Source organism: Cellvibrio sp. KY-YJ-3, assembly GCF_008806955.1.
In the GTDB taxonomy this organism is placed as follows: domain Bacteria; phylum Pseudomonadota; class Gammaproteobacteria; order Pseudomonadales; family Cellvibrionaceae; genus Cellvibrio.
On the sequence record NZ_CP031727.1, the window covers coordinates 3946645 to 3960691 of the forward strand.

The 14047-nt window shown below is 50.5% G+C and carries 13 protein-coding genes; 5 read left to right on the forward strand and 8 right to left on the reverse strand.

Annotated features, from left to right (window positions below):
• Position 1 precedes the first annotated feature (1 nt).
• The 3 genes from D0B88_RS16670 to lepA are packed head-to-tail and all read right to left on the reverse strand — an operon-like array spanning position 2 to position 3162.
• A complete protein-coding gene (locus tag D0B88_RS16670; RefSeq protein WP_151058558.1) occupies positions 2 to 430 on the reverse strand; it encodes a DUF4845 domain-containing protein in 429 nt (142 codons plus the stop codon).
• 33 nt (positions 431 to 463) lie between these two features.
• A complete protein-coding gene (gene lepB / locus D0B88_RS16675; RefSeq protein ID WP_007643881.1) occupies positions 464 to 1312 on the reverse strand; it encodes a signal peptidase I in 849 nt (282 codons plus the stop codon).
• 50 nt (positions 1313 to 1362) lie between these two features.
• Positions 1363 to 3162 carry a translation elongation factor 4 gene (gene lepA, locus D0B88_RS16680; RefSeq protein WP_151058560.1) on the reverse strand — a complete coding sequence of 600 codons (1800 nt, stop codon included), beginning with the start codon at positions 3160 to 3162 and terminating at the stop codon, positions 1363 to 1365.
• A 55-nt stretch (positions 3163 to 3217) separates the two neighbouring features.
• On the opposite strand from lepA, the gene D0B88_RS19030 reads away from it, so the two are divergent.
• Positions 3218 to 3367 (forward strand): hypothetical protein, encoded by a 150-nt coding sequence (locus D0B88_RS19030; protein ID WP_191966458.1) that lies wholly within the window; start codon positions 3218 to 3220, stop codon positions 3365 to 3367.
• Here D0B88_RS19030 and D0B88_RS16685 read toward each other — a convergent pair.
• Together D0B88_RS16685 and D0B88_RS16690 are read right to left on the reverse strand one after the other, a co-directional pair.
• Positions 3350 to 4768 carry a Do family serine endopeptidase gene (locus tag D0B88_RS16685; RefSeq protein WP_151058562.1) on the reverse strand — a complete coding sequence of 473 codons (1419 nt, stop codon included), beginning with the start codon at positions 4766 to 4768 and terminating at the stop codon, positions 3350 to 3352. The two genes, D0B88_RS19030 and D0B88_RS16685, sit on opposite strands and share 18 nt — an antisense overlap.
• 167 nt (positions 4769 to 4935) lie before the next feature.
• Positions 4936 to 5949, reverse strand: coding sequence for an OmpA family protein (locus D0B88_RS16690; protein WP_191966459.1), 1014 nt, complete (start codon positions 5947 to 5949; stop codon positions 4936 to 4938).
• A 198-nt stretch (positions 5950 to 6147) separates the two neighbouring features.
• Between D0B88_RS16690 and pyrC the strand changes: the two genes are divergently transcribed.
• From pyrC to D0B88_RS16705, 3 genes are all read left to right on the forward strand, one after another.
• Entirely contained in the window at positions 6148 to 7212 is a 1065-nt protein-coding gene (gene pyrC, locus D0B88_RS16695) for a dihydroorotase (protein WP_151058566.1), read from the forward strand.
• Positions 7213 to 7221: 9 nt separating this feature from the next.
• Positions 7222 to 7884, forward strand: a complete 663-nt coding sequence (gene rnt, locus D0B88_RS16700; RefSeq protein WP_007643888.1) for a ribonuclease T — start codon at positions 7222 to 7224, stop codon at positions 7882 to 7884.
• A gap of 124 nt (positions 7885 to 8008) precedes the next feature.
• Positions 8009 to 9058, forward strand: coding sequence for a catalase family peroxidase (locus D0B88_RS16705; protein WP_151058568.1), 1050 nt, complete (start codon positions 8009 to 8011; stop codon positions 9056 to 9058).
• Positions 9059 to 9088: 30 nt separating this feature from the next.
• On the opposite strand, the gene D0B88_RS16710 is transcribed toward D0B88_RS16705, so the two are convergent.
• Positions 9089 to 9565, reverse strand: a complete 477-nt coding sequence (locus tag D0B88_RS16710) for a MaoC/PaaZ C-terminal domain-containing protein (protein WP_151058570.1) — start codon at positions 9563 to 9565, stop codon at positions 9089 to 9091.
• A 177-nt stretch (positions 9566 to 9742) separates the two neighbouring features.
• Here D0B88_RS16710 and D0B88_RS16715 point away from each other — a divergent pair, with 177 nt between their 5' ends.
• Positions 9743 to 10564, forward strand: coding sequence for a universal stress protein (locus D0B88_RS16715; protein WP_007643891.1), 822 nt, complete (start codon positions 9743 to 9745; stop codon positions 10562 to 10564).
• A 148-nt stretch (positions 10565 to 10712) separates the two neighbouring features.
• Here D0B88_RS16715 and D0B88_RS16720 read toward each other — a convergent pair whose 3' ends face one another.
• Positions 10713 to 12491 (reverse strand): glycosyl hydrolase family 18 protein, encoded by a 1779-nt coding sequence (locus tag D0B88_RS16720; RefSeq protein WP_151058572.1) that lies wholly within the window; start codon positions 12489 to 12491, stop codon positions 10713 to 10715.
• Between the two features lie 694 nt (positions 12492 to 13185).
• The gene (gene djlA, locus D0B88_RS16725) at positions 13186 to 13992 is read right to left on the reverse strand and encodes a co-chaperone DjlA (RefSeq protein ID WP_151058574.1); all 807 of its coding nucleotides are present in this window, start codon (positions 13990 to 13992) and stop codon (positions 13186 to 13188) included.
• Positions 13993 to 14047 lie beyond the last annotated feature (55 nt).

The following is a 14047-nucleotide window of genomic DNA, read 5'->3' on the forward strand; positions in this document are numbered from 1 at the left end:
GTTATTTGGTCGCTGTAGCAGGCTTACAACATTGACCGGGACGGGAGCTGTCCAGATGATTTTGGAAACTCAACACCAAATCAATATTATAAAAAAGAGGAACACGGGTTTCGTAGTCAATTGTAATCAGCAGGTCTTCACTACGACGGTCAATTTTGATGTTTTTGGTCGGACCTTCACTGCGTACATTGTTGATCATATAAAAATTACCGAGCTTCTTTTTAATTTCAGCATCGGTCATTTGTTCTACTTTTTCGCCACCCGTTTCCAGCGAACGTAAGGCGGATTCAACGTAACGATTCTCCGCGTAGAGCGGGACCACTTTAAATGCAAACAACAAAAAGAAACCAGCAACCGCAATCACCAGCGCCCACTGCAACATACCTAAACCGCGCTGGCGTTTAATCGTTTTATATTGATTGGCTCGCATCAGGTTTAACTCCGGAGTTGAAAGGATAATAAATTATTGAATTACGCCCGCACGATCAAACGAGGGAATACTGAAGAACGAATCCCAATGCATCCAGACTGCAAAGGCTTTACCCACAATCGCGTCTTCCGACACCATACCCCATTCACGACTATCCAAGCTGTTATCGCGATTATCACCCATCATAAAGTAGTGCCCCGCCGGTACTACCCATGAACCCTGCATGCTTAACCGGCTGGGCCTTAGATATTTATGGGTGGTGAATGTCTTATCGTCAATTTTTTCGCTCGTCATTTTCAACACTGGTGCGCCGGCAGGCAACTGAGCGATGAGCTTTTCTTCCACAACCGTGCCATTAATAGTTAGCTGATGATTGTTGTAAGTGATGTGATCCCCGGGGATACCGATCACCCGCTTAATATAGTATGTCTCTGGCGCATGGGGAGGAAAGAACACCATCACATCGCCACGCTGCGGTTTACCGATGGGGATTATTTCTTTATTTAATACCGGTGCGCGCACGCCATAAGCGAATTTATTCACCAGAATAAAATCGCCTACTTCCAAGGTCGGAATCATGGAGCCGGAGGGAATTTGAAAAGGCTCAACCAAAAACGAACGCAGAAAGAAAACAATAAACAGTACCGGAAAAAACGATTTGGAATACTCAACCAGCATCGGCTCTTTGGCAGCAACCGCTTTGGCCTCCTCGTAAGCAGTTTTTTGCTGCTCGGATTCCAACACCATACCGCCAAATTGTTTTTCAACAGCCGCCACTTTTTGCTTGCGCGGGCGAGATAACACCAAGGCATCAAACAACCACACCAGACCAGTAATCAATACCGCGAGCGTGAGGATCAGAGGAAGGTTAATACTGCTCATCAAGTTTCCTTAGTGGGTTATTGGTCTGCGATGACTATTATCGATATTTACTAGCTATCAATTTTCAGTACAGCAAAGAAAGCGGCTTGCGGAATTTCAACACTGCCCACTTGCTTCATGCGCTTCTTACCGGCTTTTTGTTTTTCCAACAGCTTTTTCTTACGCGTAGCATCGCCACCGTAACACTTGGCGGTTACATCTTTACGCAAGGCTTTCACCGTTGAACGCGCAACGATTTGTCCACCAATAGCGGCCTGGATCGCAACGTCATACATCTGACGCGGAATCAGCTCTTTCATTTTCTCGGTGAGTGAACGGCCCATACTGTGGGCTTTATCGCGATGCACAATAATCGCCAAAGCATCAACTTTTTCACTGTTGATCAATACGTCCAAACGCACGAGACTCGCGGCCTGGAAGCGAATAAAACTATAATCCAACGAGGCATAACCACGACTCACTGATTTCAGTCGGTCAAAGAAATCGGTGACCACTTCATTCATCGGCAACTCATAGCGCACGCGCACTTGGGAACCGGTGAACTGTAAATCTTTCTGCACGCCGCGCTTTTCGATACACAGGGTGATCACGTTACCCAAATGTTCTTGCGGCACGAGGATGTTGGCTTCAACAATCGGCTCACGCATTTCTTCGATAGAACCCGGATCCGGCAATTTGGATGGGTTATCAACAAAGATCACTTCGCCACCACGCTTCACCACCTCAAATACTACCGTTGGCGCGGTAGTAATCAGGTCGAGATCGTATTCACGCTCCAAACGCTCCTGAATGATCTCCATGTGCAACATGCCCAGGAAGCCAACACGGAAACCAAAACCCAGCGCATCTGAACTTTCGGGTTCGTAAAACAAGGAAGCATCGTTCAATGTCAGCTTAGCCAAGGCTTCGCGGAAGTCTTCGAAGTCGTCGGAGCTGATCGGGAACATACCGGCATAAACTTGCGGCTTGATCTTCTGGAAACCTTCCAGTGCTTCAACGTCAGGAGTTTGCGCATGAGTGATGGTATCGCCTACAGGTGCGCCATGAATGTCTTTGATACCAGCAACCACAAAGCCTACTTCACCGGCTTTAAGTTCTTTTAACTGGGTAGGTTTGGGGCTGAATACGCCCACACCGTCAACAATCTGCGCTTTGCCGATGGTTTTGGTAATGATTTTGTCTTTCAGGCGCAGGGTGCCCTGCTTTACGCGTACCAATGAGACAACGCCTAGGTAGTTGTCGAACCAGGAATCGATAATCAATGCTTGCAGCGGTGCATCCACATCGCCAACCGGTGGCGGGACCAAGCGCACCAACTCTTCCAGCACGTCTTCCATGCCTAAGCCGGACTTGGCCGAGCAGCGCACGGCTTCTGTGGCATCAATGCCGATAATGTCTTCAATTTCCTGAGCAACGCGGTCTGGCTCTGCCTGCGGCAAATCCATTTTGTTCAAGACCGGAATTACTTCCAGGCCCTGCTCGATGGCGGTGTAGCAGTTGGCAACTGACTGGGCTTCTACACCCTGCCCGGCATCCACAACCAGCAACGCACCTTCACAAGCCGCCAACGAGCGGGATACTTCATAGGTGAAGTCCACATGGCCGGGGGTATCAATGAAGTTGAGCTGGTAGGTTTTGCCATCGCGCGCACTGTAGTAAAGCGTCACGCTGTGGGCTTTGATAGTGATACCACGTTCGCGCTCCAAGTCCATGGAATCAAGCACTTGCGCTTCCATTTCACGGTCACTCAGGCCACCGCACATCTGGATGAAGCGGTCGGCGATGGTGGATTTTCCGTGGTCAATGTGGGCGATGATGGAAAAGTTACGGATATGGCTCAGGTCAGTCACAGGCGCTTAACTACTTTAAGATGATTAAAAAGATGAACCCCAACCAGGTTGGGACATGAAAAGAATGGGCGGCATTCTAGCCTATTTGCAGGGTGGGTGCTACGCGACCACTGGACGAGCCGTGACTTATGTTAAACCGCTGCCGGGCGCCGTTATTCGCCCGACAGAGGTAGGCAACCGCCAAGGTTTATTTGATGATAATTGACCTGAATACCGGGCGATTTTCGCGATAGAAGCGAATCGCTTGCGGTTCATTTTTAGGCAAACCTTTAACAATTTTGGCGTAATCACCCGTGGATTTGATATCGCTAAATGCCAACTGGGTAATGATATCCCCAACCTGCAATCCGGCTTCTGCCGCAGGGCTGCCCGCTTTTACCTGCTGCACCACTACCCCGGCCTCAGCGCCACGGCGCTGGGTACGATCCAAAGGTGCAACAATCAAGCCCAAACTATCCACTGTATTTTGGACAGGTGCTGATGCAGGGCGGCTCGCGGCTTCCTGAGGCGATACCGGCAAAATACCCACAGTAACGTTAAGTGACTGCTGTTTACCCTTGCGCATAATTACCACTGGCACTTTGGATTTTGGCGCAGTGCGCCCGACCAAATAGGGCAAATCGCTGGATGTATTTACCGCCTGGCCGTTGAATTTAATGATCAGGTCACCGGCTTCCAAGCCCGATTTGGCCGCGGGACCGTCGGGGTCAACCTCACTGATGAGGGCACCTATCGGCTTGTCCATCCCCAGCGAACTGGCGAGGTTTTTATCCACATCCTGAATCATCACCCCCAACCAACCGCGATCCACCCGGCCTTTATCTTTCAACTGGGCAACCACATCGATAGCCAATGACGCCGGAATCGCAAAGGACAAACCGACCGAACCACCACTGGGTGAGTAGATCTGGGAGTTAATACCCACTACCTCGCCATCCATATTAAATAGCGGGCCACCGGAGTTGCCGGGGTTGATGGCAACATCCGTTTGGATAAACGGCACATAATTGCTCTCGCTATGCGCCGAGGGAATGCTGCGCCCGATAGCACTGACAATGCCAGCGCTGGCCGAGTAGTCCAAACCAAAAGGCGAACCAATCGCCACCACCCACTGACCTACTTTCAAGGTTTCGTCTTTTGCCAAGGCCAGGGTCGGTAAATTTTTAGCATCGATTTTAAGTAGCGCCAAATCCGAGCGTTCGTCGCTACCGACCAACGTCGCGCTGTACTCGCGCTGGTCATTTAGGATCACGGTGATACTGTCCATTTTGTCGACCACATGGTCATTGGTCAGCACATAGCCATCGGCAGAAATAATAAAACCAGACCCCAATGAACCGCGATCACGCGGCGCTTGGCGGCGCTCCAACAGTTCGCGGAAAATATCTGGCAAGCCTTGCATATCAGGTGGTAAGGCGCGCTGGGGTTCAACAGCCAGACCTTTAGACACAGCGGTAATTTTTACCACCGCCGGTGAATGCTGCTCAATAAGCTGGGTGAAATCCGGCAACTCCGCCGCCTGACTCACCAACGAAACAACACTGATACTCGCGATTGCAATAACTGTTTTGATGCCGGACGCCCATTTGGCAGTCAATGTGTGCATGGATGGCTCCTTAGATAAAATGAATTCAGGTCGCAAAGACACTGGCTCGCACATTGAGACTAATGGCAGATAAAATAATTCCAACCCGATCCTGAAAACCGGGTTAAGAATGATTTGGGAATTGTGGTTAAAAAATGCAAGTCCGCGCGCAGCGAGGTGAGGAAAAATTACAGATCAGGCTGTTTGCCGTTATTGAGGTTTTGCTGCTCCACCAACTCTTCCAGCTGACTGGTAGTGACGGACGACGCCCCACTCGCCGCTTGTTTTTCCGCCTCCGCTGCCGCTTTTGCTGCCTGTTCTGCAGCGGCTTTTTCCTCCGCTGCTTTTCGTGCAGCAACACGACGCTCTATGTCCTTGCGGGTAGATTCATTTTCAAGGCGCAGGGTGATGCGGCGATTTTTCGCTTGACCTGCCTTGTGTTGATTATCGGCAATTGGAAACTGATCGCCGTGCCAGCGTGTGGTGATGGATGCGGCGGGCAAGCCTTTATCAATTAAATAATCCGTCACTAATTCCGCTTGCTGTTGCGACAACTGCTCTGCCGCTTCAGCAGTTTCACGCCTGTCGCTATGCGCATCCACCAAAATACCCAGAACTTTATTGTCGGCTTTAGTGTAACGCACAATTTTGTCCAATTGAGCTTTGGCTGCAGAGCTTAAGGTTGATGCATCGCCCGCGTAATAAATTACCGTACGCGACAGCTGACCAAAAGTATAAGGAATTAAATTGGCAAGGCAGCGCTTATAAGTGGTGTAGCTGGCGGCAAAATTGCGCGCATCAACTATCACCCGCACACTGGTGCCATCCTCATTGGTGCCGGCGCTGCTGAATACCAGATTGGTACCACTTTCGAGTGAAGCAACCATAGTCTTGAGCTGCTCCGCATTTAATCGTACTGGCGTTGTTTGCACGGTAAACAGGGTTTGCGGTGCAACATCGCTACGCCACAAGGGTGGCACTGATTCCAGTTTTACTGCACCCGCAGGAAAGCCTTTTTTAACGCCACGAAACTCAAAAAAACCGGCTGACCCGGCGTTTTGGCCAAAATAAGCGGTGCCAAAAGCGGGAATGTCATGACTGAGACTGCAAGCAAAGGGACCTGACTTGGTACTCCACTCGGCATCCGCAAAGCCAGAGGCATAAGTCTGCGCCTGGCTGAAAGCTGCAGCCAAGGAAGACAAAACGACAAAAACAGCGAGGGTCGTGCATCTGGAGAACAAAAACATGCAATCTCAGCTCAAGCAAAGGGACAGTGTTTGCAGTATAGCCAGCAAGCTACCAATTGCCGATCAGAATTAGGGCTGCGGAGATATGCCGTTTTTGGTAGCATGCGGCCACTTTTCTGCTGTTTATTGCTCACCGCTAGGGAATCACCACTCATGACCCAAACACTGACGCTCACCCGCCCCGACGATTGGCACATTCACTTGCGCGATGGCGCTGCACTGGGCCGCACAGTAGGCGATGCCGCCGGGCAATTTGCGCGGGCGATAGTGATGCCCAATCTGGTGCCACCGGTAATGAATGCGGAGCAAGCGCTGGATTACAAAGCGCGTATTTTGGCAGCACGCCCAGCCGGGAGTCATTTTGAGCCGCTGATGGTGCTCTACCTCACCGACAATACTGACCCAGCCGAAATCGCGCGCGCCAAAGCGGCGGGCGTAAAAGCCTGCAAACTCTACCCTGCTGGCGCCACCACCAATTCGGCCTCGGGTGTGACGGATTTAAACAAGATTTACCCGGTGCTGGAGGCCATGCAAAAAGAAGGTATGCACTTTTTATTGCACGGCGAAGTGACCGACAGTGCGATTGATATTTTTGATCGCGAAAAAGTATTTTTGGATCGCACTTTTAGCCAGGTAGTGCGCGACTTTCCTGCGTTGAAGATGGTGCTGGAGCACATTACCACCGCCGATGCTGCGGAATTTGTTGCCGCCGCCCCCGCCAATGTTGCGGCGACCATCACCGCACATCACTTGCTCTACAATCGCAACCACATGCTCGCCGGTGGTATTCGCCCGCATTATTACTGTCTGCCGATTTTGAAACGCGGCACCCACCAGCAAGCGCTGATCAAAGCCGCTACCGGTGGCAGCCCGAAATTCTTTTTGGGAACCGATTCGGCTCCGCACGCCAAAGACAAAAAAGAAGCCGCCTGTGGTTGCGCCGGCAGCTACACCGCGTTTGCCGCGATCGAACTTTATGCCGAAGCCTTTGAAGATGCAGGCGCACTCGACAAACTGGAAGGTTTTGCCAGCCATTTTGGCGCAGACTTTTACAACTTGCCGCGCAACAGCGACAAGATCACGCTGGCAAAACAAGACTGGCAAGTACCCGATAGCCTGATCATGGGCGACCAACCACTGGTGCCGCTGCGCGCCGGTGAAACCCTGCGCTGGAAACTCCAATCCGGCACGACTACCAGCCAGTTGCACACGGCTTAAGGCGATACAGTGAATCCACCTGAAAACTCTCGCGACCCCGACTCTCCACTGGCACAGCGCTTTCGCGGCTTTTTGCCCGTGATTGTGGATGTAGAAACCGGCGGTTTTAACGCCCAGAGCGATGCCCTGCTGGAAATTGCTGCTGTCACTATCCGTATGGATCAGGATGGTTTTTTACATCGCCACGAAACTTTCTCTTTCCATGTTGAGCCCTTTGAAGGTGCCAACATTGAGCAGGCGGCGCTGGATTTTACCGGCATTGATCTGGACAGCCCCGACCGCATGGCAGAACCGGAATTAATGGTGATGACCGACTTGCTTGCCGCCGTGCGCCGTGCAGTCAAAGAAAACGGTTGCACCCGCGCCGTGATTGTCGGCCACAACGCGCATTTTGATTTGAACTTTGTAAATGCCGCGGTGGATCGTTGTCACATAAAACGCAGCCCATTCCACCCTTTCTCGGTGTTCGACACAGCTACCCTTGCCGGTCTCGCCTTTGGCCAAACCGTTCTGGCCAAGGCCTGTAAAGCAGCGGGATTAGAATTCAGTAACAGCGCCGCTCATTCCGCTGCGTACGATGCCGAAAAAACTGCTGATTTATTTTGCTTGATAGCAAACCGTTGGAAAGAGCTGGGAGGTTGGAACCCGGGACTGGATGAGGAGGATGAATAGTCGCAAATCGCGCAGATATTGCCCCCGGTAGGTAAAGAAAATTAAACACACTGGCCTCACCTGATCGAGGCCAGCTAGTGTCGCGTAATGAGCACATGCCATCACTAACGCTGGAAACCTGCCTATGTACAACCGCTCAAATCACTTCGCACGCCTCACCAATCAACACTGCAATCACCTACTAGTCAGCACCCTTATCGCCCTGAGTGCGGGTACGGCCTTTGCCGCGGAACCGGCCACCGCACCGGCCACTGTAGGGCCGCAAGAGCTGATCCAAACATTTGAGGCAGTTTCAGGCGTTCACAAAGGCGTGAGGCGAGGTCATGCCAAGGGCTTTTGTGCAAAAGGCGCTTTTACGGGGTTAGCGGGAGCAAATACATACTCCACATCGCCGATTTTTAATGGCAAAACACATCCCGTGACAGTGCGCTTCTCTCTGGGCGGTGGCAACCCCGCCGCCAGTGACTCTGCCCGTGGCCCTAGGGGTATGGCACTGCAAATCAAATTACCTGATGGCCAATTGCACAATATGGCCATGCTAAGCACCCCCATGTTTCCAGCCAAAAACCCTGCAGTATTTAACGGCCTGCTGCAAACCTTTATCCCTGACCCCAAAACTGGCAAACCTGACCCGGCCAAAACCGCAGCCTATCGCGCGGCAAACCCGGATACCCAGGCCCAAGCTGCATGGCTTGCAAGCCACAACCCCTCGTGGAGCTATGGATCAACCAGTTATTACGGTATTCACACCTTCTTTTTTACTGGTAGCGACTCACAGCGCCACAAAGTGCGCTGGCAATTTACGCCAACAGCAGGTGAAAGATTGCTGAGTGATGACGCGCTCGCCAGCGCAGACACTGACTTTTTGATGAACAACCTGCGCGAACAACTCACGCAGGGCGCCGTCGGCTGGGAAATGGAGATCAGTTTGGGAGAGGCAAGCGATAGCGAAGTTGATCCCTCGCAAACCTGGCCCGACACGCGCACCAAAGTCAAAGTGGCGCGATTGGAGATCAGCGCTGCTGATGTCAATGATAGAGATTGTGATGGCGTAAACTTTGACCCCAACCGGGTGACCGCAGGGGCAGGGGTATCGCCGAGTGCAGATCCAGTGCTGCAAATGCGCTCGGCAGCCTATGCCATTTCATTTGGAAAACGCCTGAGCGGTCAATAAAACCGGCAAAAGCCTGTCGAGGTCGGATAATCAAGTGCTTAGCTGAATCTCCGGTATATACCCTGGCGCCAGCGATTGCTTTAACGCTGGCGCTATGACTTCGGCAACACCCTTGGCGATTAATTTTCCGTCCTGATTGTGCGCCTCGCAGTCCAGCGTCACTAACTTAATCTTTTCTTTTATTTCCGCTACCGTCAAAGTTACCGTCACCGTATCGCCAATTTTTACCGGGTGTTTAAAGCTCAAACTTTGGCTGCGATACACGGAACCAGGGCCAGGCAAGCGGGTTGCAATGGCTGCAGAAACCAAGGCACCCGTCCACATTCCATGGCCAATTGGCTCACCAAACTGGGTGGTCGCAGCATAGGTTTTATCCAGATGCACAGGATTTACATCACCGGAACAGGCGGCGAACAGGATTACATCGCGCTCCGTTAAGGTCTTGCTATAGGTCGCTGTCTGGCCAATAGCGATCGCATCGATTGGGTGGTTTTCAAGCAAATTCATAGTCTTATCCAAAGCGCCGTGTAAAAAAGGCGTACAGTTTAATCCATATCAACTTTATTTAACCGCTATCGCCTGTAGCAGGTGGCTTTCGCGCTGTAAAAACCCCATGGGGGTTGCTATGCTAGCCCCAACGAAAAAATAACAACCTAACTTTTTAGGGAACCAGTAGGAGCCAGTATGTCAAAGTCACAAAAGCTGTTTGTTGTTGTTGACCCCAACGACACCCATCACATCGCACTTGAGCGCGCCATTATTGTTTCTTCCTTAATCCAAGGCACCAAGCCCAAGGTTCACGCCTTTGTCGCTGTGGATGGCGATGCGGTAGATACTCGCTCCGTTAACGATAACCTGTTCCGCGACCTGACCTGGTTCGAACAAAACATCAAGAGCCCGCTGGCCAATGCCGGTATCGAGTACACATTGGAAGTCTCATGGTCGAGCGAGTGGCAAAAATCCATCATGGAATCCGCCAAACGTTTTGATGCCGATTTGATTTACCTGCCAGTACACGCCAAAACCAACAACAGCCGCTTCAGTTTCTCTGAATCCAAGTGGGAACTGTTAAAAGGCGCTTACTGCCCTGTGGTATTGATCCGTCCGGGCGCAAAAGCACAGCGTAAAGTGATTCTTGCTGCCGTGAATATGCAAGCACAGCGCGATGTACAAATTGAGCTGAACAAAAAAATCATTGAACAAGCCAAATTCTATGCGGATACCTACGGCGCCGATTTGCACGTCATCAATGGTTATCTGGACTCGCTGAGCTACCCGGATCGCGGCCGTCTGGTTGCACTGACTGGTTTGCCCAACGACAAGATCCATGTGGAAAATGGCTATACCTCTGATGTAGTGTCTGCCCTGGCAGAAGAAATCAGCGCTGACCTGATTGTAATGGGTACTCTGGGTCAAAATGGTATGACCAAAACCCGTCGCGGTAATACCGCCGAGCGCTTGATCGCCGCTGTTGATACCGATGTGATGGTTATCAACCACGGCTAAGTTTTATCCGCTTAATAAAAAACCCGATTATCAAAAGATAATCGGGTTTTTTATTGGCCAGAGATAATCACACTATGATTATTTTAGCCTCATAAAAGTGGCGACCACACCGGCCGCCATTTTTTCAATTACATGGACTCGATCAGGATTAGTGCATTGATTCGCCAATCACATTGATCAATTCACCATTACTGGTATCACCACTTAATTCCCAGAAGAAAGTACCGCCCAGGTTTTGTTGATGTACATAGTCCATTTTACCGACCATGGTTTGCGGGGTGTCGTAACTCCACCAATTGCCACCACAGAAAGCGTATGCGGTGCCACCAACAATTCCCGTCGCCGGGCAGGTATTTTTCAATACTTTGTAGTCTTCAATGCCCGCCTCATAACTACCGGTTGCCGCACCAGTCGCTGCACCACCGGGAGCTGCCTGGGTTACACCGGACCAGCCGCGGCCATAAAAACCTACACCCAACAGAATCTTACTGGCAGGAATACCTTTGGCTTTCAGCAATTGTACTGCCGCGTCCGAGTAGAACTCCGCGGCGGGAATACCAGAGTAACCATAGAGCGCTGAATGCGGGGCAGTTGGCCCTTTAGCCGCAAATGCGCCGAAATAGTCATAGGTCATGGGCATGATGAAATCCAGGTATTGCGCAGCACCGGCATAATCAGCGGCGTTGATTTTTGAAGGCGCTGCCCCAATTGCGGAGGTGACCAGTGCATTGGCACCAAACCGGGTACGCAGTGCCTGAATCAGGTTTTTGTAGGCCGAGAAACCGCTGGTATCGCAGGTCAGACCGCAGTCATTGGGGTATTCCCAATCTATGTCGATACCATCAAATACATCGGCCCAACGTGGATCTTCCACCAAGTTGTAGCAAGAATTGGCGAATGCAGTTGGGTTAGCGGCTGCTTGACCAAAACCACCAGACCAGGTCCAACCACCGAATGACCAGATAACCTTAATGTTGGGATAGGCTTTTTTCAGTTTACGCAGCTGGTTGAAGCTACCGCGCAAGGGTTGGTCCCAGGTATCCGCAACACCATCAACACTCAAATTGGCGTCGTAGGCGCGCTCATAATCCGCGTAAGCGTCACCAATTACGCACTGGCCATTCTGCACATTACCGAACGCGTACAGAATATGGGTGAGTTGTGCCGCTGAACCACTAGTCGCAATATTTTTCACATGGTAGTTCCGGGCATAAGTCCCCCACTGTGCAAAATAGCCCACTACTTTTTTACCGCCCTCTGAGCCTACTGAACTGCTTGAAACGCTGGATGCAATAGAGCTAGCCACAGAGCTGGAGGATGACGTAGTGATTGAACTTGCTACAGACGAGCTACCCACAGAACTGGTCACCGACGAGGCAGAAGACGTTGAGCACTGACCTTTGTTTGCCCATACACCATCCGCTGAGGAATTTGTTACAGGGTCCTGGCCTTGAGTCCACCACTTGGCTTGATACTTGACGCCATTGCGCGATACCTCGTTGCCACCGGTATAAACCGCCGTGCTATTCCAGGCAGATAAACCCGCACAACCGGCAACCGACGTTACTGATGAGGCAACCGAGGACACCTGACTCACTGCAGAGCTGGCGACTGAACTTGGCGCCACGCTGGATACCGATGAAGAGCTTTCAGTACCACCAGAACAAGCACCCAGACCGCTCCAGGCATTTGTCCATGCCCAACCAGTTCCCGGGGCATAGGGGCCACCGACCGTACACCAACCACCAACAGTACACGAATATGCACTGCCACCATTTTGTACTACAGCACCCGTTGCGTAGGTACTGCCCGCTTGATAAGGCGCCACACCTGCGCAGTTATACGCCTGTGCCTGAGCAGCAAACAGACCTGCGGTTGATAGCAACCCGACAGTTGATAATAGTTTTAATACCTTAGGGGATTTCATTGACACTTTCCTCAGCATAATTTTTTATTACGCCGTTTGGTAATTACTGCCCTACCAAACGGACGCCCGATATACCCTCACAGTGATGCGCTCAACACTTATTGCGATGCACACTAAAAACCACATCAGCAAAAAGTCGCGCTCCTTGTAGTATTTTTTTCGTCCGCTAACCGCATCCTGCACACCCTCGTCCGCACCAATTTCACTCACAAAAAACGCCTTAAAATGCGCTTTTTATGGGCAAAACAATTCCTTCAGGCGATAACAAGCCCTGAGCAAAATCTCAAAAACAGAAAATAAAATTTGGAGAAAAACGCGCCCAACCCTGTAAAAAACAGAGCAAAAAAAAGCACAGAAACAGCAAAAAACAAACGAACTACAGCTGAAAATAACAGCAGATTTTTTAAAACCTGTGTTTTTTATCGATCCCTGGTTTTCTACCTCATTGTTATCGTTGTTATAGCAATAGCAAAACCAACATACGCTCGAAAAATACACCCAACAGGACAACGTTGTCAACAGGTTGTCATAAAGTTGTTTTATGAATCACAGTTTTATTGGCTACAGCATTTTGAATGGAAGACTAGGCAGAATGCAGCGATTATCACTGCTTATAATTTTTGCGCGGAATGAATCACAAAAATAACGGTTACATCCCACAAGAGGCTATAACCGTTTGCAAAGGAATAGAAAATTACTGGCGGGATTTTTTAATCAGATCGTAAGCAGCTTGTATTTCCTGGGAGCGCTCGGTAGCGGCTTTGATCATATCTTCAGGCATGCCCTGCCCGATAAGTTTGTCGGGGTGGTACTCACTCATTAATTTACGATAGGCTTTTTTTAATTCCGCATCACTCGCGCTTTTATCAACTCCCAAGGCTTGATACGCGAGCGTTAGCTCATCGCCACGCACTGCTTCACCGTAGCTGCCACGTTCGCGATTAAATGCATCCTGCGCATTTAACATTCTCAATAATTGTTCAAAAGCAAAACGCGAAAAACCAATGCGCTCGGCTAATTGACGTAACACCTGCACTTCTTGTTCATCAAGCACACCATCCGCCATGGCCAAATTCACCAAATTGACCAATAACATGTTATTCAAGTTAGGGCTTACACCGCAGACCTGTTTAAATTCGGCAACTGTCGCAGCAAAATCAAAACCGGCTGCGGCCCCCTGTTTAAATAAACGAATGGCTTCGCGACGATGCTCCGGCGTCAGGCCCATTTTTACCATCAACGCTTCTGTTAGTTGCACTTCCGTTTCACTGACTCGACCATCCGATTTGGCAAGGTGACCGAGCAGTAAAAAGACACTATTAAAAAAAGTGGTTTGAATGTGTTCGCGTTGCTGCGCAGTGAGGTTCGGTGTACTTTTATAGCGCCGCCACAACAGAAATACTGCACCGAACACAGCGCCCAGTAATACCCCAACCAAACCAACTAGCAGCAAAATGCCGCGTAACACTATGCGCAACACCGCGCCTAATACTTTAATCATGTTTCTCTCGCGAGGGTTAAAAGGAATTATATAAATAGGGAGTTTGCAGTGCGGC

Coding starts and splice junctions, on each gene's coding strand:
- D0B88_RS16670 (WP_151058558.1), bottom strand. CDS start 430: ATGCGAGCCAATCAATATAAAACGATTAAACGCCAGCGCGGTTTAGGT.
- lepB (WP_007643881.1), bottom strand. CDS start 1,312: ATGAGCAGTATTAACCTTCCTCTGATCCTCACGCTCGCGGTATTGATT.
- D0B88_RS19030 (WP_191966458.1), top strand. CDS start 3,218: ATGAAAAGAATGGGCGGCATTCTAGCCTATTTGCAGGGTGGGTGCTAC.
- D0B88_RS16685 (WP_151058562.1), bottom strand. CDS start 4,768: ATGCACACATTGACTGCCAAATGGGCGTCCGGCATCAAAACAGTTATT.
- pyrC (WP_151058566.1), top strand. CDS start 6,148: ATGACCCAAACACTGACGCTCACCCGCCCCGACGATTGGCACATTCAC.
- D0B88_RS16705 (WP_151058568.1), top strand. CDS start 8,009: ATGTACAACCGCTCAAATCACTTCGCACGCCTCACCAATCAACACTGC.
- D0B88_RS16710 (WP_151058570.1), bottom strand. CDS start 9,565: ATGAATTTGCTTGAAAACCACCCAATCGATGCGATCGCTATTGGCCAG.
- D0B88_RS16715 (WP_007643891.1), top strand. CDS start 9,743: ATGTCAAAGTCACAAAAGCTGTTTGTTGTTGTTGACCCCAACGACACC.
- D0B88_RS16720 (WP_151058572.1), bottom strand. CDS start 12,491: ATGAAATCCCCTAAGGTATTAAAACTATTATCAACTGTCGGGTTGCTA.
- djlA (WP_151058574.1), bottom strand. CDS start 13,992: ATGATTAAAGTATTAGGCGCGGTGTTGCGCATAGTGTTACGCGGCATT.